The organism is Streptomyces sp. NPDC090798 (genome assembly GCF_044768965.1).
Taxonomy (GTDB): Bacteria; Actinomycetota; Actinomycetes; order Streptomycetales; family Streptomycetaceae; genus Streptomyces.
Map to the genome: position 1 here is coordinate 168,013 of NZ_JBIVXA010000002.1, position 21,898 is coordinate 189,910.

The following is a 21,898-nucleotide window of genomic DNA, read 5'->3' on the forward strand; positions in this document are numbered from 1 at the left end:
CGCCGTCACGGTGCGTCGGGAGCGGCTTCGGGGCAGCGCCCCGCGGGGCCGGGACGACGCCCGTCGTCGATCGAGCTCCGGGCGATCCGGCACGCACATGCCCACCTCGACGGAGATCGCGCCCGGTACACGCTCCCCCATCTGCACCGCAAGATAAATGACCGTAACATGAGAAAAGATCCAAATATCCAATACATTCCCGCACGGGCTGCGTATACAGATCATGACGTCAGAATCGAAGGTCACGTCAAACGCATCCGGAAGCACTGCCCGCCATGCCCGGGCAGGCGGCCGACCCGGCCTCGGCGAAGCTGAATTGCTCGCCTCTGATCTTCGAAGACCTGATCTCCGATCCACCTCGCCGTCGCACGACGGGCACCCCGCAGACCTCGACATGGAACACGCTCTCGCGGAGGTGCTGGCCGAGGTCGTGTGCATCGAGCGGGTGCCCGTCGACAGTCACTTCTTCGACGACCTGGGTGCCGATTCCCTTGTGATGGCGCATTTCTGCGCCCGGCTGCGGAAGAGGGCGGATCTGCCTTCGGTGTCGATGAAGGAGGTCTATCAACATCCCACCATAAGAGGCCTGGCGGCTGCGGTCCCGGCCCCCGCGGCCCCTCAGTCGGCGCCCGCACCGACCCCCGCCCGGGCCTCGCAGGCCATGGGCCCGCCCACCGACGCGACCGCGAGCACGGCGGAATACGTCCTGTGCGGATTCCTCCAGGCCATCGCCTTCCTCGGCTACACCTGTCTCGTGGCCGTGGCCACGGCATGGGGGTACGAGTGGATCTCCGCCGGGTCGGGCGTGTTCGATGTCTATGTGAGGTCGGTGCTGTTCGGCGGCGCTGGTTTCCTCGGGCTGTGCGCCCTTCCCGTCCTCGTGAAGTGGACGCTCATCGGGCGGTGGAAGCCGGGGCAGATCCGCATCTGGTCACTGACATACGTACGCTTCTGGATCGTCAGGACGCTGATCCGTTCGGATCCGCTGGTGCTGTTCGTCGGCTCGCCACTGTACGTGCTCTATCTCCGAGCGCTCGGTGCCGACATCGGGCGGGGAGCCGTGATCCTCTCCCGCAACGTGCCTGTGTGCACCGACTTGCTCACCATAGGTGAGGGCACCGTCATCCGGAAGGACTCCTTCTTCTCCTGCTATCGCGCCCAGGGGGGCGTGCTCCAGGTGGGCCCGGTCAGTATCGGGAAGTCGGTGCTCGTCAGCGAGGCCACGGTGATCGACATCCGGACAGCGCTGGGCGACGGAGCCCAGCTCGCCCATGCCTCGTCGCTGCACAGCGGGCAGGCCGTGTCCGACGGCGAGCACTGGCACGGATCACCGGCACAGCGCACCGAGGCGAACTTCCAGGTCGTCGGCGAGATGCCGCACGCCACGCTCCGCAGAGCCGTGCACAGTGTCCTGCAGTTGGTGGGCGCGTTGTTCTTGTACGTGCCGCTCGTCGTCGGTGGCACAGTCATGTTGCTGGTCGCGGTTCCGCAGCTCAACATGCTCATCGAGCCGGGGCCCTCGGCCCTCACCAGCGGCGCGTTCTATCGCGATGCCGCGGTGGCCGCCGCCGTGCTGGTCCTCGGCGGTGTGGCGCTCGGCCTCCTGCTCATCAGCGTTCTGCCCCGTGTGCTCCGTCGCGCGGTCGTACCGGGCCGCGACTACCCCTTGTACGGATGGCGTCACTCGGTGCACCGAGCTGTCGCGCGGCTTACCAACAGGCGGTTCCTCACCCGCTTGTTCGGTGACAGTTCCGGCATCGTCCACTATTTGCGCGGCATCGGCTACGACTTCTCCCCCATCGAGCAGACGGGGTCGAATTTCGGTTGCGATGTGCGGCACGAGAGCCCGTTCCTGAGCTCGGTCGGCAGCGGAACGATGGTGGCCGACGGCCTGTCGATCGTGAACGCCGACTTCTCCAGTACCGCGTTCCGGGTCTCCCGGGCAGCGATCGGGGCCCACAGCTTCCTGGGAAACCGCATCGCCTATCCGGCGCGGACACGCGCCGGCGACAACTGCCTTCTGGCGACGAAGGTCATGGTCCCCATCGACGGCGAGCTCCGCGAAGGCGTGGGCCTGCTGGGCTCACCCAGCTTCGAGATCCCCCGGTCGGTCCTGCGCGACAGTCGGTTCGACCGGCTGGCGAGCGGCGAAGAGCTCCGCCGTGGGCTCGCGGCGAAGAACAAGCACAACGCGGCCACCATGGGCTGGTACCTGCTGGCGCGGTGGATCTACGTTCTGGGTGCCGCGCTGCTCGCCGCCGGGGCCGTCGACACCTACCCGCGGCTGGGCGCGGCCGCTCTCGCGCTGGCCGATGTGCTTGTTCTGGTCTTCACCGCGGTGTACTTCGTGCTGGTCGAGCGTGTCCTCACCGCGGTGCGCCGGCCGGGCGCCCTGTACTGCTCGATCTACGATCCCCGGTTCTGGTGGCGCGAGCGCTACTGGAAGGTGCCGTCGGAAACCTATCTGCGCATGTTCAACGGCACTCCGTTCAAGAACGTGATCTGGCGATTGCTGAGCGTCCGGATCGGGCGCAGGGTTTTCGACGACGGCTGCTACGTGACCGAGCGGCCGATGGTGTCCATCGGTGACGCGTGCGCGCTGAACGCGGGAAGCATCATCCAGTGCCACTCGCAGGAGGACGGCACCTTCAAGTCCGACGGCATCACGCTCGGCCGCGGCTGCACGGTCGGTGTCGGTGCGCTGGTCCACTACGGCGTGACAGTGGGCGACGGCGCGGTGCTCGCCCCCGACTCCTTCCTGATGAAAGGGGAGGTCGTTCCCTCGCACTCCTGGTGGGGCGGGAATCCGGCCCGGGAACTGGATCAGGGCTGCGACCAGGCAGGAAGGTGCAGCTGATGACCATCGCACCCGACGTCGATGTGGTCCAGCCCGACGACGAGGACTTCTGGCGGTCCGTTCTCAGCCGCGGCGGTGTCACCGTCCTTCCGCGCTGGTCCCGCACGCAGGTGCCGGGCGTTGCGGAGCACGAGGTGACGATCCCGGAAGACCTCATGGCGGCAGCGCGTCGGCTGTCCGACGACATGGCCGTGCCGATCAGCTCGGTCCTGCTGGCGGCGCACGCCAAAGTGCTGGCCGCGTTGTCAGGCGAGCGCGAGGTCACGACCGTCTACACAGCCCGGCCGGGGGCCTGGCCGCTGCCGTGCAGGATGACGACAGACGCCCCGTCGTGGCAAGCGCTGGTACAGGAGGCCCGGCGGGTCGAAAAGGACCTGCTGACGCACCAGCAGGCCCGGGTCGAGGACCTGGAGCGTGAGCTGGGCCTGCCCGGACCGCTGAGCGAGGCCTCGTTCGTACCGTTCCCCGCCGTCCGCGCCTCCAGTGCCGGCCCGGGTCGAGACCTCCCCGCGGGCACCGTGTTGCAGGTCGTGTTCGCGGAGTCCGACAGCGGACCCGTCCTGCGGTTGCGCTACCGTCGCGATGCGCTGGACGCCCGGTGTGCCGCACGGATCGCCGGCTACCACCTGACCGCCCTGACCCTGATGGCCGCCGGTCCCGGCTCCCCGCACGGGCCGCAGAGCCTGCTGTCCGCCGAGGAGATCCGCTACCAGCTCGACGGGCTCGCCGGACCACGGCGCGAGCTTGCGCATCGCTGTGTCCACGCCCTGTTCGAGCAGCGTGCACAGGACCACGCGGGCACCGTGGCCATAGTGCACGGGGCCCGGCAGTGGACGTACACGGAGCTCAACGAGCGTGCCAACAGCGTCGCTCGGGCCCTGCTTCGGCGGGGGGCGAAGCACGAGGACGTCATCGCGGTGGTGACGGAGCGCAACCTGGACTGGGCGGCCGCCGTCCTGGGAATCTTCAAGGCCGGGTGTGTCTACCTGCCCATCGAGCCGCACTTCCCCGCCGAACGCATCGCGACCACGCTCTCCCGCGCCGGATGCCGGCTCGCGCTGACCGAGCTCGGCAGCACCGCCGCCCTCTCCCGAGCGGTCGCCGCACTGCCCGAGGTGCGGACCCTGCTCATGGACGCGGCTTACGACGAGATCCACGAGACCGGGAACCTCGACATGGACGTGGCCCTGGACCAGCTCGCCTACATCTACTTCACCTCCGGCAGCACCGGAGAGCCCAAAGGCGCGATGTGCGAACACGCCGGGATGGTCAACCACATCCACGCCAAGATCGGCGACCTGGGAATCGACGACGGGCAGGTCGTCGCCCAGACCGCGCCGCAGTGCTTCGACATCTCCTTGTGGCAACTGCTGGCGGCGCTCATGGTCGGCGGGCGGACGCTGCTGGTTCCCCAAGAGGTGATCGAGGACATCCCGCGCTACCTCGACACCGTTACCGACGGCCACGTCAACGTCCTGCAGGCCGTGCCGTCGTACCTCGATGCGGTGCTGTCCTTTCTCGAGAAGCGCCCGCGCGCACTGCCGGACCTGAGGTGCGTCTCGGTGACCGGCGAGGCGCTGAAGAAGGACCTCGTAGAGCGCTGGTTCCGCGCCCAGCCCGGGATCAGGCTCCTCAACGCCTACGGGCTCACCGAAACGTCGGACGACACCACTCACGAGGTCATGGACCGGGTGCCGGACACCGAGCGCATCCCGCTCGGCCGTCCGGTGCACAACGTGCGGGTCGGCGTCGTCGACGAGAACCTGTCGCTTGTGCCGCTGGGCGCACCAGGTGAGATCGTCTTCGCCGGAGTCTGCGTCGGCCGCGGCTACGTCAATGATCCCGAGCGCACGCGCCGGTCGTTCACCACTGATCCCTACGACGGCGAACGGCTCTACCTGAGCGGCGACTACGGCCGCTGGCTGCCCGACGGCAAGCTGGACTTCCTCGGCCGCCGGGACAGTCAGGTCAAGATCCGCGGCTTCCGCGTCGAGATCGAGGAAGTCGAGAACGTCCTGCTGAACGTTCCCGGCGTGCGCGCGGGCGCCGTCGCGGTCGCCCAGAGCGATCGGGGCGGGAGCCTGGTGGCCTTCTGCTGCGGTGAGCACCCGCTCGCGGACAGCGCCATGCGGGAGCACCTGCGGCGGAGGCTGCCCAGCTACATGCTTCCCTCGGCCTTCCACTGGCGTGCGGACCTCCCGCTGACCGCGAACGGCAAGGTCGATCGCAAGGCCCTGGCGTCGCTCGCCGGGGAATTCGGCAATACCGAGCCCCACCACGGCACCTCCGACGCCACGGCCGCACGGCGCGGCGAATCACCGCGCACACCGACCGAGGAGCGCCTGGCCGCTGCCTGGGCCACCGTGCTCGGCGTCCGGCAACACCAGATCGGCAGGAACACCCACTTCTTCGACGAGGGCGGCACCTCGCTCACGGCGCTCCAACTCGCCGTCCGGCTCGACCGGGCGGTGTCCCTCAAAGACCTCACCCGCCATCCGGTCCTCGCCGACCTGGCCCGGCTGCTCGATGCCCGAGCCGCGTCGTCGTCCTCCACCGTTTCGTGAACCACCATCGGAGGCAGAGCGAGATGTCGTCCTCAATGACCACACGACCGATCGGGGTGGACCTTGGGCCCGGCCCCATAGCGATACTGGCCACCGGCCCGACGGACGACCCGTCGCGCTGGGCGACCGAACACCGCGACCTGCTGCGCCGCCTTGTCACCGAGCATGGTGCCGTGTTGGTGCGTGGTCTCCGGCTCCATGACGTGTCCGGGACCGCCTCCGTCTTCGCACGGCTGGCCACCGGCCTGATGGACGAGAAGGAAGCATTCGCCCCACGACACACCTACGGCAACGGCGTGTACTCGTCGTCGAAGTGGCCGCCCACCCAACAGATGTGCATGCATCACGAGCTCAGCTACGCCCTCCGGTTCCCGGGCATGATGCTGTTCGCCTGTCTGAGCTCGCCCACCAGTGGTGGTGCGACCGCCCTCGCCGACTCGCCGACCGTACTCGCCGCCCTGCCCGACGAACTCGTAGAACGATTCGAGCACGAAGGCTGGCTGCTCACCCGGAACTACAACGACGACATCGGCGCCGACTGGACCGACGCCTTCGGCACCGAGGACCGCACAGCCGTCGAAGACTACTGCCGCGCCTCCGCGATCGAGCTCGCCTGGCAGCCCGACGGCGGCCTGCGCACCAGACAACGCCGAAGCGCCGTGATCCCACACCCCCTCACGGGCCGACGCTGCTGGTTCAACCAAATCGCGTTTCTCAGCGAATGGACACTCGATCCGGAAATTCGCGAGTACCTGGTGGATCTCTACGGCGCCGACGGCCTCCCGTTCAACACCCGCTACGGGAACGGCGACTCGATCTCACCCGACACCGTCGACCTCATCAACCAGGTCTACCAGGCCCACACCGTGCGCGAACCGTGGCAGGACGGCGACCTGCTGCTCGTCGACAACGTGCGCACGGCGCACAGCAGAGAGGCCTACGAAGGACCGCGCAACGTCATGGCCGCCCTGGCGGACCCGGTGCGACCGGCGGATGGTCCACCGACCGTGGAGGTGACCACTTCATGACCACCACCTACTCCCCCACCACCCGGCCCACACCGTCCTCCCGGATCATCAGCGCTTCCCGTACGGCCGTGTCGGCCGCGCCGGCGGCCGACTGGCTCAGCCGGCACCGCCCGCGCCCCGTTCATCACGGTTTTGTCGGAACGGATCGTGCTCCACATATCACTGCGGGACCTGGCACCAACGATCCTGCGCGGGGACACGTCACCGCACCTGACCGTACTCGGTCTGGCCGTCGGCAAGTACGTCTACGACCAGGTCGCCAACTCTGGATAACTGCACGTCGTCTACGACTTCTTCCACCAACTGAACCGCTACGGATGAGCGGCGCGGCAGCCCGCAGCGCGGCGCCGCTCATCAACCCACGGAGGCCATCGTGCCAGTCATCTCCGACCCCTACAGCTTCAACGAGGAGGACCTCTACGTCGACCTGCAGCCGATCTTCGGGCAGCCGTTGTTCCTGAAGTGCGAGGGCTTCAACTTCGCAGGCTCCATCAAGCTGAAGCCGGCCAGGGAGATGGTCAAGGCCGCGGAACGGGCAGGGGTCCTGACGCCCGAATCGATCCTGCTGGAGTCCTCGTCCGGCAACATGGGCGTGGCCCTGAGCGTGATAGCGGCCAGCAAGGGCTACCGGCTTCTGTGCGTGACGGACTCGCGCTGCAACCTGCAGACCCGGTTGTTGATGGAGGCACTCGGAGCCCAGGTCCACATCGTCACCCGGCCCAGCCCGCACGATGGTTTTCTCGGAGCTCGTCTCGACTATATCCGCAGGCTTTGCGTTCAGGACAAACGCTATGTGTGGCTGAGCCAGTACACCAACGCCAACAACTGGAAGGCGCACTACCTGACGACAGCACCGGCCATCGCGCGCACATTCCCTGCCCTTGACGTCCTGTTCGTCGGGGCGGGCACGACCGGAACGCTCATGGGATGTGCCCGCTGGTTCAGGCGTTGGCATCGCTTCGTGCGGATCGTGGCGGTCGACCCTCTCGGCTCGGTCTCCTTCGGCGGAGCACCCGGCCGCCGGATGCTCCCCGGCCTGGGCATGAGCATGCGACCGCCACTGCTCGACTCGTCGTACGTGGACGAGGCGGTACAGGTCGAGGAGGCCGACACCATCCGGACCTGTCATAGCCTGGCCAGACATGGTTTCCTCTTCGGCGGCTCCACGGGCACCGTGGTCAGCGGGGCGATCGACTGGCTGACCCGACATGACACGCCCTCCCTCACGACGGTGGCCATAGCCCCGGACCTCGGAGAGCGCTATCTCGAGACCGTCTACCAGGCCAACTGGATCCGTGATCTCTTCGGCAACGATGTTCTGCCGACCGCCACGCAGCCTCTCGCCGACGTCCACGAAGCGCGCGGTGCGCCGTCGGCGAGGTCGCCCGACAGACGGCGGTAGGCGTCGCACACGGAGTCTCCCGGCCTCAGAGGGGCCCTGACCTGCCTGGCGAGGCCAAAACGAAGGTCCAGGTTTTCACCACGTCACACGTGAACGGGGCACACTCGTCGCTCACCTCGGCGCAGCGCTCATGGGCCGCGCCTTCACCCGCGACGGGCACGCCGCGCGCGCCACTCGTCTTGGCTGCGCGCGAACACGGTCAGGGTCAACATCCCACCGCCCGCCCCGAGTAGCGGCGCCTCGGACCCTCGGCCCCTCGGACCGACTACTTGTCGATCTGGAGTACCGCCATCATCCCCGCGTCCTCATGGTTGAGGATGTGGCAGTGCAGGACCGTCTTGCCCGGATAGTCGAGGAACCGGATACGGATGACCATGTTTCCGCGTGGAGGGACGTCGGCGGTGTCCCGCAAGCCGTAGTTGACCTGCGGCTTGCCGTTGATGCTCATCACCTGGAAGTCGTTGGTGTGGATGTGGAACGAGTGGACCTCGTCGCTGTCGTTCCTGATCGTCCACTCTTCTACGGTGTTGAGCTTGGACCGGAAGTCGATGCGGTTGTGGTCGAACAGCTTGTGGTTGATGTAGAAGAGCGTGCCCGCCTTGTTCTCCGTGAAGATGACCGTCTTGCGTCCCGCGACGGCCTCCTTGGCGAGGTCGTCCACCGGGGCGAAGGCTGTGGGCAAGGCCGCGGGTCGCATCGGTTCGCCCCCGGACTGGACCGTGGCCAGTGTCGCCCGGGGGAACTGGTTCCCGGCCTTGCCCGAGTTGTACGGCAGGGTCCGCAGTTCCGACACGCCGGCCTTCGGGCCCTGTACGAGCACGTCGTACCGGGCACCGGCCGGGATGACCAAGGAGTCGACGGAGTAGACCCTGTTCACCGGGTAGCCGTCCTGGGCGACGATGTGGAACTTGGTACCCGGCAGCGTCACTTGGTAGAAGATGTTGGCCCCGATGTTCGCGAGCCGCCACAGCTGGGTCTCGCCGGGCCTGATCCGGATCCGTGGGTTGAGCTGCCCGTTGACGGTGCGTGTCGTGGGTGCACCGATCTTGAGATGCGCGGTCTTGATCTGGTCGCCCGCGAGTTGGAAGTCCTTGAGCGCGACGGCGTGTTCTGTGATCCCGCGGAGCGGCGCGGGCAGATACGCGTCGAGGCCGTCGACCACGATCAGGCCGGACATGCCGCCGGCGGTCTGGGGGGCGGAGAGCGTGTGCGGGTGCGGGTGGTACCAGTACGTCCCCGGCTCCAGGCTCTTGGGGAAGGTGTACTCGTAGGTGAACGTCTTCCCTGGCTCGACCTTGACGAAGACGTTGTCCGAATGACCGACGGGTGAGACGTGCATGCCATGGACGTGCAGATTCGTCTGATGGTCGAGCTTGTTCTCGAAGGAGATCTCCATCCGGTCCCCCGGCCGCAGACGCAGCGTGGGCGGCATGTACCTCCCGTTGTACGTCAGGGCCCACAGATCGCGGCCTGCCAGGCGCACCTTCTTGCGTTCGACGACGATCCTGGTCCTGAGCAGTCCGTTCCTGCTCACGATCTGCGCGGGGTCGCGCAGATCCTGCGTTGCCCGCGCGGTGAGTGCCGGCGACGGGGACACACTCCGCAGGGGAACCGTCGCCACTCCGGATGGCCGAGTGCGCTCATCTCGGTATGCGTGTTACACCCCGCTGCCAGTGCGAATGCGGCAAGTGCGGATCCGATGACGGTCCGGGTGCGACGGGCATGTGCGGACAAGCTGAACTCCCATGCACTGCACATGTGGAAATCGGGCGGCCGTGAGCCGCCATCATGCATCGGGAAATCTGGCGAAATCGGTCACGACCCCAAGGAACGGGTCGGCCATCACCTTGATGAGCGAGCCCGCCCCACAACGCGCCGGGCAACTGGATCCCGCCTCGCGACCCTCACAACACAAGGAGATCGCACTTCGATTCGCCTCTCTTCCCTCCGCGACCCCTCCCAGGCCCCTCCGCGCTGGAACCGGCAGCGGCCGCAGTAACGGGGGCGTGGCGGATGTACCACTCGGTAGCGAACAGCCGCTCCCGCGCATCCGGCGGAAGACCGGCGATCACCCCCGGCAGGGCTCCCCGCTCGACCTCGGAGCGATGCGCCAGTACGGCGGCGATCTTCTGCTCCAGCCAGGGGCCGACATCGACAGTTGCGGTGACCTGTTCGTCCGGAACGCTGTACACCGCCTTGCGTGCTCCGATCACGTCTCTCAGCGCCGGCACGGCCGAGTGCGGGTGCGTGGCCAGGTAGAGGGCACGCGGCTGCCAGGGGGCACCGGCATCCGGATAGAGCTGCCCGAGCCCCGCCGCTTGGGCCCCGAGCATGGTCACCCGATGGGTGTGGACGTGATCTGGGTGACCGGGCAGGCCGCCGTAGGCGTCATGGGTGACCATGATGTCCGGGCGGAATTCCCGGATGTGCCCCACCAGTCGCCGCACCGCCTCGTCGAGCGGCGCGTCGCAGAACCGTACGCAGCCCGGGGCCGAGTGCGGTACACGCGCATCGGCGTACCCGAGCATCCGCGGCTTGCCGGCGCCGAGGATCCGCAGCGCCTCGGCCAACTCCGCGGCCCGCGGGGTGTCCGCGGCCCAGGTCGCCGTGACAACCGCGGTGCGCCCGCCCACAGTTGCGTGACGGGCAAGCACTCCGCCGGCCGAGATCGACTCGTCGTCCGGGTGCGCGAAAACCGCGAGCAGACTCGGCACGGTCATCGACAGACCACCTTCCAGGACGAAGGAATCCCGATCGTACGTCCCTGCCGCAGGCGTCTGCCGCTGTGATCAGGGCGTGAGGCCCAGTGAGCGGACTGGTTCGCCTGCCCGGCGATGGAGGACGATGGAGGCGATGACCGCGCCGTCGGGACGGTCCGGGGGGCGGGCTGCGCTGCGTACTGGCTGTGCGCCGCGGCCCAGTGTTTCCAGTACTGCCGGCTGTTTCTCCCAGTTCCTCATCCACTCCCCCGACGGTGCGCGTCCGGACGCAGTCGCCGACCGTAGACGGCCGGGAAGGCCGGCCCATCGGCGCGCTCTCGGTCGAAGCCGGCGGATTCACGGCCCGGACGCCGAGGAGGAAGTGGCCGCTGCGACCGCCGACGTCCCTTGCGGCAGGCAGGCGATCATTGGTCTCGGGGCCGGGATAGTTGGCGTAGAGTGGAGGAACCGACGCGGGGTGGAGCAGCTCGGTAGCTCGCTGGGCTCATAACCCAGAGGTCGCAGGTTCAAATCCTGTCCCCGCTACTGAAACCTGAGGGGCCGGCACGATGTGCCGGCCCCTCAGGCGTGTCGAGCCCCGGGGCACGCGAAGGGGCGCCGGCAAGCAGGGCATCGCGCGGAGTGCAGCACGGACCGGCACACCTACGCGCGGGCCCCCATCACCGTGCGGTGACGCGGGCCCGGCTCATCCTTGACGGGTATCAGGTGCGGTCATCGAGGTCGTCCTCGATGTCGTCGAAGCCCTGTGCGCGAGACTGCTCGGCACGCTGCCGCAGGCGCTCCTGCTCTTCCCGTCCCCGCTGGGAAGCCTCGTCCTGCTTGCCCTGCGCCTTCTGCTTGGCCTGCTGGGCTTTCGCCTGCATCTCATCCTTGATACCCATGGCGCCGCTCCACTCCGGTGAGGGCAAATCGGTCCTCGGTCACCGTGACACGGAGGAGAGCGGAGTGCCTTCGCACAGGACTGATCGGGTGACGCACCTTCTGTCTTGAGGGAAGTGTGTCCGTGTCGGGACCACGGACGGATCGCGGCTCGGCACCCCGGTGCACTCGGCCGCCGCGTCCGCGTATACGGTCCGCGAAGCGGATTTGTCGCAACGCCTGTTGGGGCACATCGTCCGCAAAAGCACGTCACCGCCGACTCTCACGGAGTGGCTGAGAAACCACTCCGGATACGCCCGCCGCATCCGGCCGAACGAGAGGCCCTGTTGCACCAGTGGACGGAGAGCTCGCGACCAGCACCGGCGTCCGGCCGTCACCGCCGGTCCTCGCCCACGACGGGGACCGTGGCTTCTGCCAGGCATCCGTCGACCGGATCCGGGCAGTCGCCGCACCCACGCTCGAAGCGGTGCCGTGGCAGTTCCTGCCCGCAGAGTCGACCGCACCCCGCCTTGAGCGGCTGGACCGGGAGGTGCCGATTCTTCGGGGCGACGCGATCGTCGCGGGCGGGGCGGACGCGTCGGTCCGCTTCGTCGGTTCCTCGCCGTCTGATACGTATCGCGCGGCCGCGACTGTCGTCGATCTGCCCGGCGTCCGCACCTGCACTCGCGTGGTGTACCGCCCGGTGCCGCGCAACCGGCGGCCCATGCCCGGAAGCACAGCGGCGTGTGCGGCACCGCCCCTCTCCAGTTGACCGGCCCAGTCCTTCCCATCGCCCCATCGAAAGGCCCTATCGTGCGCCGCACCCCGACCTGCGTCCTGAGCGACGCGGCTCCCCCCGAGATCAGCAACGGTCATGCCGTGGACCGCTTCGTCGAGATCGGCTCGTTCACCAAGGTCGTCACCGGCACGGCGCTGACCCGCATGGCCGCGGCCGGGGTGCTCGCGCTCGACGATCCGGTCGAGCGGTGGCTGCCCGCGATTCCCGGAACCGGGATCACGCTGCTGCACTTGGCGCGGCACACGTCCGGCCTCCCCCGCCTGCCGCCCCGCCTCGCACGCCGGGACCCGTACGCGGCGTTCGATCGTGACGCGTTGCACCACTTGCTGAACCGGCTCGACACGCTCGCCACCCGTCCCCCGGGCCACGAGGAGGAGTACTCCAATCTCGGCTACGCGATCCTCGGCGAGGCCCTGACCGCCGCATCCGGCACCACCTACGAGGAGTTGGTGACCGAGTACGTCCTGCGTCCGCTGGACATAGCGGAGGTGACCGCGAGGCCCGACCCGAGCAGACTCCTGGCGACCCCGGGCCTCCTCGGAAGGCCCCGCAGACCGTGGACGATGCACGGCGCGATCCTGCCCGCGGGAGGCCTGTGGGCCACCCCCCGCGCGGCGGCCGATCTGCTCGTACGCCTGCTGGTGGAACACCGGTTGGGCAATCCCGCACCGTCCTGGCAGACGGCCGGCCCCCTGCACTGGCACAACGGCGCGACACGCGACGCCTCGCTCTTCGCCGGGGCGATGGACGACGGCCGCTGGGTACTGATCCACCGCCTCAACGGAGCATCGCAGGACACGGACCGGGCCGGCATCGAGGTACTCAAGCGGAGCCGTACCGACTCCTGACGCCGACACCCGTCATCAAGGGCCCACTACGACAAAGAAGATCGCGCAAGGCACGGTCCAGCTCGCGAGATCGGTCGCGGAAGACCGCGGGTTCGCGTGATCCGCTGAACTGCCCGCCCGCTCGCCATACTTGACGATTGCGTGTACACGACGAAGAATGATCGCACTCTGCGCTTGACAACGTTGTCCAGGCTTCGAGGAGGCATTCCCGCCCATGGGATGGACTCAACGGCTACGCAATGCGGGGATGCTGGTGGCGACCACCATGCTCCTCGGCGGCTCCCTCGCGATTCCGGCGGCTCGGGCGGCCGTCCCGCCGAGCGGCCCGCTCACCGATCTGGTCAACCCGTTCATCGGGACGGAGAACGAGGGCAACACCTACCCCGGCGCGGCCGTGCCCTTCGGCATGGTGCAGTTCTCGCCCGACACCGGCCACAACACCGGCTACGACTACTCCCAGAATCACATCCGCGGCTTCTCCCTCGTCCACCTCTCGGGCGTCGGCTGCGGCCTGGGCGGCGACCTGCCCGTGCTGCCGACCACGGGTGACGTCACCGAGACGGACTACGCCAAGTACGAGGCGGAGTTCAGCCACGACAGCGAGCGGGCGAGCCCCGGCTCATACCGGGTCGACCTGAAGACCGGCATCGAGGCCGAGCTGACCGCGACCGCCCGGACCGGGGTGCAGCGCTACACCTTCCCGGCCACGGACAAGGCCAACGTCCTGCTCAACGCGGGGCAGTCACTGCACAGGACGATCTCCTCCAAGGTCGAGATCCTCGACAACCGCACGGTGCGCACCGCCATCACCGGCAGCGGCTTCTGCCAGGACACCAAGCCGTACACCGTCTACACGGTCACCCGCTTCGACCGCCCGTTCACCACTTCGGGCACCTGGAACGGCGATACCGTCACCGAGGGTTCCAAGGAATCCGTGAGCACGGGACGGGGCGGCGCCTTCGTCCGCTTCGACACGACCAAGGACCGGACGGTCGAAGCGACCACCGCGCTCTCGTACGTGGACGCCCGCGGCGCCGCCCTCAACCTCCGCTCCGAGGGGGGCCGTTCGTTCGACGCCGTCCGGAGCGAGGCGCACCGCGCGTGGGAGGACCGGCTCGACGACGTACGCGCCCAGGGCGGCGGTGACACCCTGCGCCGCACGTTCTACTCATCGCTCTACCGGTCCTTCCTCGCGCCCAACATCGGCAGCGACGCCGACGGCCGCTACACCGGCTGGGACCAGCGGGTCCACCGCGCACAGGGCTTCACCTACTACCAGAACTGGTCGCTGTGGGACACCTATCGCACCCAGTCGCAGCTCCTCTCCCTGCTCGCGCCGTGTGAGGCCAGGGACATGGCGATCTCCGTCATCAAGATCGACGAAGACAGCGGCTGGCTGCCCAAGTGGGGCTACGGCACGGTCGAGACGAACATCATGACCGGCGACCCGGTCACCCCGTTCCTGACCAACGCCTACCAGCAGGGCCTGCTCAAGGGGGCCGACGGATACGCAGAACGGGCCTACCGCGCCCTGAAGAAGAACGCCGACGGGGTGCCGCCCGCCGATTCGCCCGCGGTGGGCCGCGAGGCCAACAAGGAGTACATCTCGAACGGCTTCGCACCTTACGTCAAGGACCGCCCACACGCGAAGCCCGGCGACTCGGACTACGACCACGGAGCCTCCGCGACCCTGGAGTACGCCCTGTCTGACGCCATGCTCGGCGCGATGGCACGGGATCTGGGCCACGACGCGGACGCCGCACGCTATGCCGCGCGGTCCCAGAACTACCGGAAGATCTACGACGGTTCGACCGGCTTCTTCCGCGCGCGGGATGCCTCCGGCACCTTCACAGGACCGGCGGACCCGGCCCTGAGCGAGGGTTTCCACGAGGGCACGTCCTGGCAGTACCAGTGGCTCGTGCCGCAGGACCTGCCGGGCATGGTCGACCTGATCGGCGGCAAGCAGACGGCCAACAACCGGCTGGACTCGTTCTTCGCGTACGAGCAGCTTCTGAAGGACCCGGCGAAAACCGCACGAGAGGTGTGGGTCAACGGCCCGTACGACTACTACAACGCGGACAAGTACAACCCGCAGAACGAGCCCGACCTGATCGCCCCGTACACATATCTGTCGACCGGTCAGCCGTGGAAGACGACCGATGTGGTGCACGCCGCGCTGACCTTGTTCACGGACGCGCCGACCGGCATGACCGGCAACGACGACCTCGGCACGATGTCCGCCTGGAACGTGCTCTCGTCCATCGGGATCTTCCCGGTGCAGCCCGGCTACGACACCTGGGGTCTGTCGACGCCCGTCTTCGAGCGGGTCGATCTGACGCTCGACCGGCGCTACTACCCGCGGGGCGCGCTGACCGTGACGGCGACGGGCACCTCGGACCGTGACCGGTACATCCAGTCGGCGAGGGCCGACGGTTCCTCCTACGGCCGTACGTATCTGACGACCGATTCGCTCCGAGGTCTGCGGTCGCTCTCCTTCACGGTCGGCGGCGAACCGTCCGGCTGGGGTACGTCCGCCGACGCCGCCCCGCCCGCCCTGGTACCCACGCGGTGAGGCGGTCGTTGGGCAGTGCGTCGAGCGGCGTACGTGGGTCGCGGTGTTCCGGACGGGTTGTGGGAGGACGCGTAGCTGTTGATCCCCCGGCCGGACGTCCGACCGCGGCACTTCGGCACACACCACACCCCTGACGAGACACGGTCGCGGCAATCGCCCATGCGTCGGTCGACTCATACGCATGGGCGGGCGCCGCGGCCGTCACTCGACGGCCACCGCCCACACCCCCTGCCACCCACCAACTGAGCCACCGAAGAAGCGAGATGCGCTCGACAGGTGAAATGTTGGGTTGGCATGAGCTGGGTGAAAGAGTGTCCCGAACAACGACAAGACGTTGAGGGGCTGGAGGCTGACGGGGTGGGACAGGCATGAACGCGCCGGACGACCAGAATGACGTCAGGGGACCGGAGGCCGGCTATTTGGCGGACGACACGGTCCCCCTGCGTCGTCCACCCGTCGACAGGATCTATGCGGCCGCGCCCCGCTACGACTTTGACGGCGTGGCACAGCCTCCGGTGACTCCTGACGTCCTTGGGCGAGAGGAGGCGCGAGCAGGGCGAAGGGCGGCGCTGCAGCAGTCTGCCCACCCAGGTGTGTGGAACCAGGCTGGTGAGTCGCCCGGCCCGCTCGCGCCCGGGACTCCGGAGCTGAGTCCCAAGCCGCAGCAAGCGGGGGGCACTTCGAGCCTGATGAAGTCCAGCGCCGTGATGGCGGCGGGCACGATCGTCTCTCGTGTCACCGGCTTTCTGCGCACTCTCGTCATGGCTGCGGCGATCGGTGTTGGCACACTCAACGACTCCTACCAGGTCGCCAATGTCCTGCCCACAATGATCTACGTCCTGGTCGGAGGCGGTGCGTTGAACGCGGTCTTCGTGCCGCAACTCGTGCGAGCCATGAAGAAGGACGACGACGGTGGTGAGGCATACGCCAACCGTTTGCTCACACTGATTGTCGTCGTCCTGGCGGGCGTCACGGCACTGTGCGTGCTGGCCGCTCCGCTCCTGGTGCACATGATGTCACCAGACATCGCCTCCCACCCGGAACGTATGGCCGTCACCGTGGCTTTCGCCCGGTACTGCCTGCCCACCATGTTCTTCATGGGCGCCCATGTGGTGCTCGGACAGATTCTCAACGCCCGTGGCCGCTTCGGCGCGATGATGTGGACCCCGGTTCTCAACAACCTCGTGATCATCGCGGCCTTCGGCAGTTTCATCTGGGTTTTCGGCTCCTTCACCGACTCCGGTGTCAGCCCTTCAACCGTCACCCCCGAGGGGGTACGGCTTCTTGGGCTCGGCACCTTGCTCGGCTTGGCCGTGCAGGCGCTTGCCATGCTCCCGTATCTGCGCGACGCCGGCTTCCGGCTTCGTTTCCGCTTCGACTTCCGGGGCCATGGCCTCGGCAAGGCCCTCGGCCTTGCCAAGTGGACACTCCTGTTCGTGCTCGCCAACCAACTCGGCATGATCGTCGTCACCCAACTCGCCACCAAGGCCGGCTCCCTCGCCGAACGGTCCGGGCACACCGGCTCCGGCATCACCGCCTACAACTACGCCCTGCTGCTGTGGCAGATGCCGCAAGCCATCATCACCGTGTCGGTGATGACCGCCGTACTGCCCAGGATCTCCCGCTCGGCTCAGGACGAGGACTCGGCAGCGGTCCGCGACGACATCTCCTACGGCCTGCGGACCTCAGCCGTCGCCATCGTGCCCTGCGCCTTCGCCTTCCTCGCGCTGGGCATACCGATGGCCACACTCCTCTACGCCGGCTCTGGCCTCGAGGGCGCCCGCGGCATCGGCTTCGTCCTGATGGCCTTCGGCCTGGGGCTCATTCCCTACTCGGTGCAATACGTCGTACTGCGCGGCTTCTACGCCTACGAGGACACGCGCACGCCCTTCTACAACACCGTCATCGTCGCCGCAGTCAACGCCGCAGCGTCCGGACTGTGCTTCGCCGTTCTCAACCCCCGCTGGGCCGTCGCCGGTATGGCCGCCTCCTACGGCCTGGCGTACGCGGTCGGTGTGGGAGTTGCCTGGCGCCGACTGCGCAGGCGTTTGGGCGGTGACCTGGACGGCGCGCGGGTCCTGCGGGCATACGCTCGTCTGGTCGCAGCCGCGGCTCCCGCTGCCGCGGCCGGTGGAGGCGTGGCCTACGCGGTCACCGAGGCTGTCGGCAGTGGCGCCTTGGGCTCGCTCGTAGCCCTGCTGGCCGGCGGGGGTGTCCTGCTCGGTGTCTTTGCGGCGATCGCTCACTTCATGCGGCTGCCGGAAGTCGCCGCCATGGTCGGGATGGTCCGGGGACGCCTCGGCCGCTGAGCTCCTGCAGACCGCTGTGCCTCTTGTCACCTGGTACGTTCCCGGCGAGCTCTCCGAGCGACACCAGGCGCCGAGCGAGCGCGGCACGGGCTTAAGGCTTCGTCCGTCGCCCGAAGAGACGTGACCTGCGAGGGACACGATCCTTGCGGACAGAACCTGGGGTCCGACACACCTCGGAGCGACGCGCCGTCCGCGTCGCGGATCAGTCCACGTCCCCGGCCTGCCATGTCAGGCGGACACGGCGGCCGCGGACAGCTCCCACAGCCGCTGCGCGGCCACCGGGTCGAGCGCGTACTGGGCGGCGCCCACCGGCTCGATGTCCGTCTCCAGCTCCTTCGGGTCGATGACCGGGGCCTCGGCGCTGTTCTGGAAGTACCGCCCGGTCACCCCCTCGACCAGCGGCGAGCCGGCCACCAGCACCGAGGTGGCGGCGCCCTGGGCGGCGGTGCGCCAGGGGTAGGCGTCGTAGACGGCCCGCGCCTCGTCCGACATGTCCTCCCCGAAGGCGTGCTGCTGCAAGGGCGTGCGGATGCCACCGGGCATCACCGCGTTGGCGGTGATGCCGTCCGCCGCCCAGCGCCGGCCGGCCTCCACGGCGAACAGCGCGATCGCCGTCTTCGACTGACCATAGGCCTCCAGTGGGACGTAGGGCCGATGGGTGAAGTTGATGTCGTCGAAGACCACCGGCGAGTACAGATGCGCGGTGGAGCTGAGCGCGGCGATCCGGCCGCCCTCGGCGGCGAGCGCGTGATGCAGCCCGTTCGCCAGGGCGAAGTGGCCGAGGTGGTTCGTGGCGAACTGAGCCTCCCACCCCTGCGGCGTGAGCCGCAGTTCCGGGAGGGCCATGATGCCGGCGTTGTTGACGAGGATGTGCAGCGGGCCTTGCCAGGCAGCGGCGAAGGCGCGCACCGAGTCCAGGTCGGTGAGCTCCAGCGGCGCGACCAGTACGGTCTGGTTGCCGGTTTCCGCGGTGATCTCCGCGGCGACCTTGGCCCCCTTGGCGCTGTCGCGCACTGCCGGGGTCACCTCGGCGCCGGCTCGGGCCAGTGCCCGTGCGGTCTCCACGCCGACCCCGGAAGAGCCGCCGGTGACCACCGCTCGCCGGCCGGTGAGGTCCACACCACGAAGCACTTCGTCCGCGGTGGTGTCGCGATGGAAAGGAGTACTGAGAAAAGCCATTGCCGTCCTTGCCGCTGTTGCCGGGGGGGTTCGGGGGAGGATCACCATCTACCGCTGGTGGCCCTCGAAGGGGATGGTCGTCGCGGACGCGGTGATGGAGGAGGCGCAGCCCTTCCACCTCGCCCCGCCGCCGCGCACCGGATCGGTGGACAGGGACGTCCGCAAGTGGGCGCACGCCCTCGCCCGGGACTTCGTCGACCCGATCCGGGCCGACCGGATCCGGGCCGTCACCTCCGCGGCGAGCGAGGACCCGGCCACCGCCGAGCGGCTCTACGAGCGCTTCACCCAGGTGCAGCGGACCGGGCTCACCGACCGCCTCCGCGTGGCGGCCGAGGCCGGAGAGGTGCGCCCCGACGCGGACTTCGGCGCGGTCGCGGACGCGATCCTCGGCTCCCTCATGTACTGGGTGACCGCCCGTCGCAGCGATCTGAGCATCGAGTCGGTGGACTCGCTCCTCGATGTGCTGCTGCGCGGCCTGCGGGCGGAGCCGGCCACCGGTTCATAGCCGGTCAGTAGCCCCGGTGCCCGGTCGCGAGGAAGACCACGCCCAGCCGCGCTGGCCCGTCCCCGTAGTTGTGCCACTCGTGGCGCGTGCCGTTCTGGACGAGGCGTCCGCCCCCCGTCCGCCGCGGTGTCCGTCATCGCGGGATCTCCTGTCGGGTCTAGATGGTGGTCCAACCGCCGTCACTGGGCAGGATCACGTCGTTTGACGTTGGGGGCGTCCTCGGAGAGCAGCCAGAGCAGCGGGTGGACGATGACCTCGGGGGCGACCGAGGCGGCCGAACAGTGCTCGAGACATACCTTGACGCCGGCGGTTTCCGCGCGCCGCCGAGCCCGGACCAGGGCGACTTCGCGGAAGGCGGTCGGAGAGTCGATCGTGCGGATGGCCAGCCCATCGGTGCTGGTGGACCGCAGTGCGAGGCGGTTGATGAGGCCGGTGCCGAAGGCGGAGCGGCGTCTCGTCAGCTCCCGCAGCACCGACGGAAGGTAGGCCGAACTGACACCCGGACAGCCGCCGCTACACACATCGCGGCGTTGTCCGTCGACGGACTTCGCAGGAGCGGTCGGCCCCTCGGGAAAACGGGGTGTCGAGCCGGGACAGCCGCGTCCCGCGAGAGGCCCGCACTAGAGCTGGAACCCCAGTTCAGCGCACCCTTCCGCGCGGTTTCAGTGGTACGGGCGGGAGTTCGGGAGCGCGCAGTGGAGCCCCGTCGTACCCCACCACCTCACCGAATCGGGAGCCCGTCATCCAGTCCGAACGGGCCTCCGCGATATCCTCGGTGGACCGGCCGATGAAGTTCCACCACATGACCAGCTCCTCCTCGAACGGCTCGCCACCCAGGAGCATGAGTGAGGCGTCCGACGTGGCGCGCAGGGGAAGTTCGGTGCGCCCGCAGCCGAGGTAGAGCATGGAGCCCGGGAGTACCGGTACGCCGTCGACGTGCGCCTCGCCGGACATGGACAGGACGGCGTACTCGAAGTCGGGCTCCAGTGGCAGTCGTACGTCGGCGCCGCTCGCGAGGGACAGGTCGGCGCCGACGATCGGGCTGTACGTCGTGCCGGGCGAGGCCGTGCCGTCGAGGGTGCCCAGGATGAGCGTGGCCTTGAGGCCGGCGGCCGTGACGAGGGGCAGCTCGGCGTGGTGCTCGAAGTGCGGGTCGGTGTGGCGGTGGCTGTCAGGGAGGGCGACCCACAGCTGCGCGCCGTGCAGGACGCGGGCGTGCGACTTGGGGCTCTCCTCGGAGTGGCTGATGGCCCTTCCGGACGTCATGAGGCCCAGTTCGCGCGGTCGGATCGTCTGCAGGCTGCCCGTGGAGTCGCGGTGCAGCACCTCGCCCTCGTGGAGCCAGCTGACGGTCTGGAGTCCCATGTGCGGGTGCGGCGGGACCTGCATACCGGGCTCGTCGGCGATGTCGTCGGGCCCGTAGTGATCGACGAAGCACCACGCGCCGATCATGCGGCGGCCCAAGTTGGGCAGCAGGCGGCGGACTTCGGTGGACTCGCCGAGCTTGACCCGACGGGGACTGAGGAGTTCACGCACCGGCTCGGCCACCACGAAACCGCGGCCTCCGCACAGCGCGGGAACTGCCTCGCGATCAAGATTGCTCATGGCCCACAACCTAGACCCGTCGGGGACCGTGCGTCAGGCCGTCCTCCCTCCCCCGGGCTCTCCCGGACTCCAGCGCGAAATAGTAGCCATAGACATAGTATCCATGTATGGTTTTCCTCATGAGTTCGACATCCGAGCACGCGACCCCCGGTTTTCTCGTCTGGCGCCTGTCCACGAAGTGGCGGGTGGCCGTCGATCGGGCGGTCGCGCCGCTGGGTCTGACCCACGCCCAGTACTCGCTGGTCGCGTCGCTGTACGGGATGCACAGGGCCGGGCGGCGGCCGAGCCAGCGTCAGCTCGCCGATCACACCGGACTCGAACCGCTCTACGTATCAAAGCTGGCCCGCGCCCTGGAGGCGGCCGGTGTCGTCGACCGGACGCGCGATCCCGCCGATCCACGTGCGATCCGGCTGTCGCTCACGGAGGACGGACGCGAGGTCGCACGGCGCGCGATCGGGGTGGTCCAAGGGCTGCTGGAACAGCTCCTGGAACCGCTCGGCGGGCTCGGCGGCGAGCGCACGAAGGCGTTCAGCCGCGAGCTGGCGACCCTGCTCGACGTACCGCTCGATACACCGCACGACACACCGAGCGATGCACATCTCGGCACACATCTCGATTCACATCTCGATTCACATCCTGACGAGGAGTAGCC

At 68.5% G+C, this 21,898-nt stretch carries 17 protein-coding genes and 1 tRNA gene; 12 read left to right on the plus strand and 6 right to left on the minus strand.

Annotation, left to right across the window (positions count from 1 at the left end):
* Positions 1 to 394: 394 nt before the first annotated feature.
* The 5 genes from ACIQTP_RS05035 to sbnA all read left to right on the plus strand — a co-directional run bounded on the left by ACIQTP_RS05035 (position 395) and on the right by sbnA (position 7,851).
* Positions 395 to 2,857 (plus strand): Pls/PosA family non-ribosomal peptide synthetase, encoded by a 2,463-nt coding sequence (locus ACIQTP_RS05035; RefSeq protein WP_403396393.1) that lies wholly within the window; start codon positions 395 to 397, stop codon positions 2,855 to 2,857.
* The gene (locus tag ACIQTP_RS05040) at positions 2,857 to 5,421 is read left to right on the plus strand and encodes an amino acid adenylation domain-containing protein (RefSeq protein ID WP_403396395.1); all 2,565 of its coding nucleotides are present in this window, start codon (positions 2,857 to 2,859) and stop codon (positions 5,419 to 5,421) included. Before ACIQTP_RS05035 ends, ACIQTP_RS05040 begins: the two co-directional genes overlap by 1 nt.
* 35 nt (positions 5,422 to 5,456) lie before the next feature.
* Positions 5,457 to 6,449, plus strand: coding sequence for a TauD/TfdA family dioxygenase (locus tag ACIQTP_RS05045; protein ID WP_403396398.1), 993 nt, complete (start codon positions 5,457 to 5,459; stop codon positions 6,447 to 6,449).
* A 147-nt stretch (positions 6,450 to 6,596) separates the two neighbouring features.
* Positions 6,597 to 6,722: a hypothetical protein gene (locus ACIQTP_RS05050; RefSeq protein WP_403396400.1), complete on the plus strand. Its 126-nt coding sequence runs from the start codon at positions 6,597 to 6,599 to the stop codon at positions 6,720 to 6,722.
* A gap of 100 nt (positions 6,723 to 6,822) precedes the next feature.
* A complete protein-coding gene (gene sbnA / locus ACIQTP_RS05055) occupies positions 6,823 to 7,851 on the plus strand; it encodes a 2,3-diaminopropionate biosynthesis protein SbnA (protein ID WP_403396403.1) in 1,029 nt (342 codons plus the stop codon).
* Between the two features lie 265 nt (positions 7,852 to 8,116).
* On the opposite strand, the gene ACIQTP_RS05060 is transcribed toward sbnA, so the two are convergent.
* Together ACIQTP_RS05060 and ACIQTP_RS05065 are read right to left on the minus strand one after the other, a co-directional pair.
* Positions 8,117 to 9,448: a multicopper oxidase family protein gene (locus ACIQTP_RS05060; RefSeq protein WP_403396405.1), complete on the minus strand. Its 1,332-nt coding sequence runs from the start codon at positions 9,446 to 9,448 to the stop codon at positions 8,117 to 8,119.
* Positions 9,449 to 9,755: 307 nt separating this feature from the next.
* Positions 9,756 to 10,571, minus strand: coding sequence for a PIG-L family deacetylase (locus ACIQTP_RS05065; protein WP_403396407.1), 816 nt, complete (start codon positions 10,569 to 10,571; stop codon positions 9,756 to 9,758).
* Between the two features lie 451 nt (positions 10,572 to 11,022).
* On the opposite strand from ACIQTP_RS05065, the gene ACIQTP_RS05070 reads away from it, so the two are divergent.
* A tRNA-Met gene (locus ACIQTP_RS05070) sits at positions 11,023 to 11,096 on the plus strand.
* Between the two features lie 176 nt (positions 11,097 to 11,272).
* On the opposite strand, the gene ACIQTP_RS05075 is transcribed toward ACIQTP_RS05070, so the two are convergent.
* Positions 11,273 to 11,452, minus strand: coding sequence for a hypothetical protein (locus ACIQTP_RS05075; RefSeq protein ID WP_403396408.1), 180 nt, complete (start codon positions 11,450 to 11,452; stop codon positions 11,273 to 11,275).
* Positions 11,453 to 11,784: 332 nt separating this feature from the next.
* On the opposite strand from ACIQTP_RS05075, the gene ACIQTP_RS05080 reads away from it, so the two are divergent.
* The 4 genes from ACIQTP_RS05080 to murJ all read left to right on the plus strand — a co-directional run bounded on the left by ACIQTP_RS05080 (position 11,785) and on the right by murJ (position 17,957).
* Positions 11,785 to 12,201, plus strand: a complete 417-nt coding sequence (locus ACIQTP_RS05080) for a DUF393 domain-containing protein (protein WP_403396410.1) — start codon at positions 11,785 to 11,787, stop codon at positions 12,199 to 12,201.
* 41 nt (positions 12,202 to 12,242) lie between these two features.
* Entirely contained in the window at positions 12,243 to 13,076 is an 834-nt protein-coding gene (locus ACIQTP_RS05085) for a serine hydrolase domain-containing protein (RefSeq protein WP_403396412.1), read from the plus strand.
* Positions 13,077 to 13,290: 214 nt separating this feature from the next.
* Complete coding sequence (locus ACIQTP_RS05090; protein WP_403396414.1) at positions 13,291 to 15,648, plus strand: GH92 family glycosyl hydrolase; 2,358 nt, start codon at positions 13,291 to 13,293, stop codon at positions 15,646 to 15,648.
* Positions 15,649 to 16,016: 368 nt separating this feature from the next.
* Positions 16,017 to 17,957 carry a murein biosynthesis integral membrane protein MurJ gene (murJ, locus tag ACIQTP_RS05095; RefSeq protein ID WP_403396417.1) on the plus strand — a complete coding sequence of 647 codons (1,941 nt, stop codon included), beginning with the start codon at positions 16,017 to 16,019 and terminating at the stop codon, positions 17,955 to 17,957.
* A 228-nt stretch (positions 17,958 to 18,185) separates the two neighbouring features.
* Here the strand turns inward: murJ and ACIQTP_RS05100 are convergent, their stop codons facing one another.
* Complete coding sequence (locus ACIQTP_RS05100; RefSeq protein WP_403396419.1) at positions 18,186 to 19,136, minus strand: SDR family NAD(P)-dependent oxidoreductase; 951 nt, start codon at positions 19,134 to 19,136, stop codon at positions 18,186 to 18,188.
* A gap of 73 nt (positions 19,137 to 19,209) precedes the next feature.
* Between ACIQTP_RS05100 and ACIQTP_RS05105 the strand changes: the two genes are divergently transcribed.
* The gene (locus tag ACIQTP_RS05105; protein ID WP_403396421.1) at positions 19,210 to 19,641 is read left to right on the plus strand and encodes a TetR-like C-terminal domain-containing protein; all 432 of its coding nucleotides are present in this window, start codon (positions 19,210 to 19,212) and stop codon (positions 19,639 to 19,641) included.
* A 179-nt stretch (positions 19,642 to 19,820) separates the two neighbouring features.
* Here ACIQTP_RS05105 and ACIQTP_RS05110 read toward each other — a convergent pair whose 3' ends face one another.
* Positions 19,821 to 20,114, minus strand: a complete 294-nt coding sequence (locus ACIQTP_RS05110) for a hypothetical protein (protein ID WP_403396423.1) — start codon at positions 20,112 to 20,114, stop codon at positions 19,821 to 19,823.
* Between the two features lie 166 nt (positions 20,115 to 20,280).
* Positions 20,281 to 21,246: a pirin family protein gene (locus tag ACIQTP_RS05115; protein WP_403396425.1), complete on the minus strand. Its 966-nt coding sequence runs from the start codon at positions 21,244 to 21,246 to the stop codon at positions 20,281 to 20,283.
* Between the two features lie 119 nt (positions 21,247 to 21,365).
* Between ACIQTP_RS05115 and ACIQTP_RS05120 the strand changes: the two genes are divergently transcribed.
* The gene (locus tag ACIQTP_RS05120; protein WP_403396427.1) at positions 21,366 to 21,896 is read left to right on the plus strand and encodes a MarR family winged helix-turn-helix transcriptional regulator; all 531 of its coding nucleotides are present in this window, start codon (positions 21,366 to 21,368) and stop codon (positions 21,894 to 21,896) included.
* Positions 21,897 to 21,898: the final 2 nt, after the last annotated feature.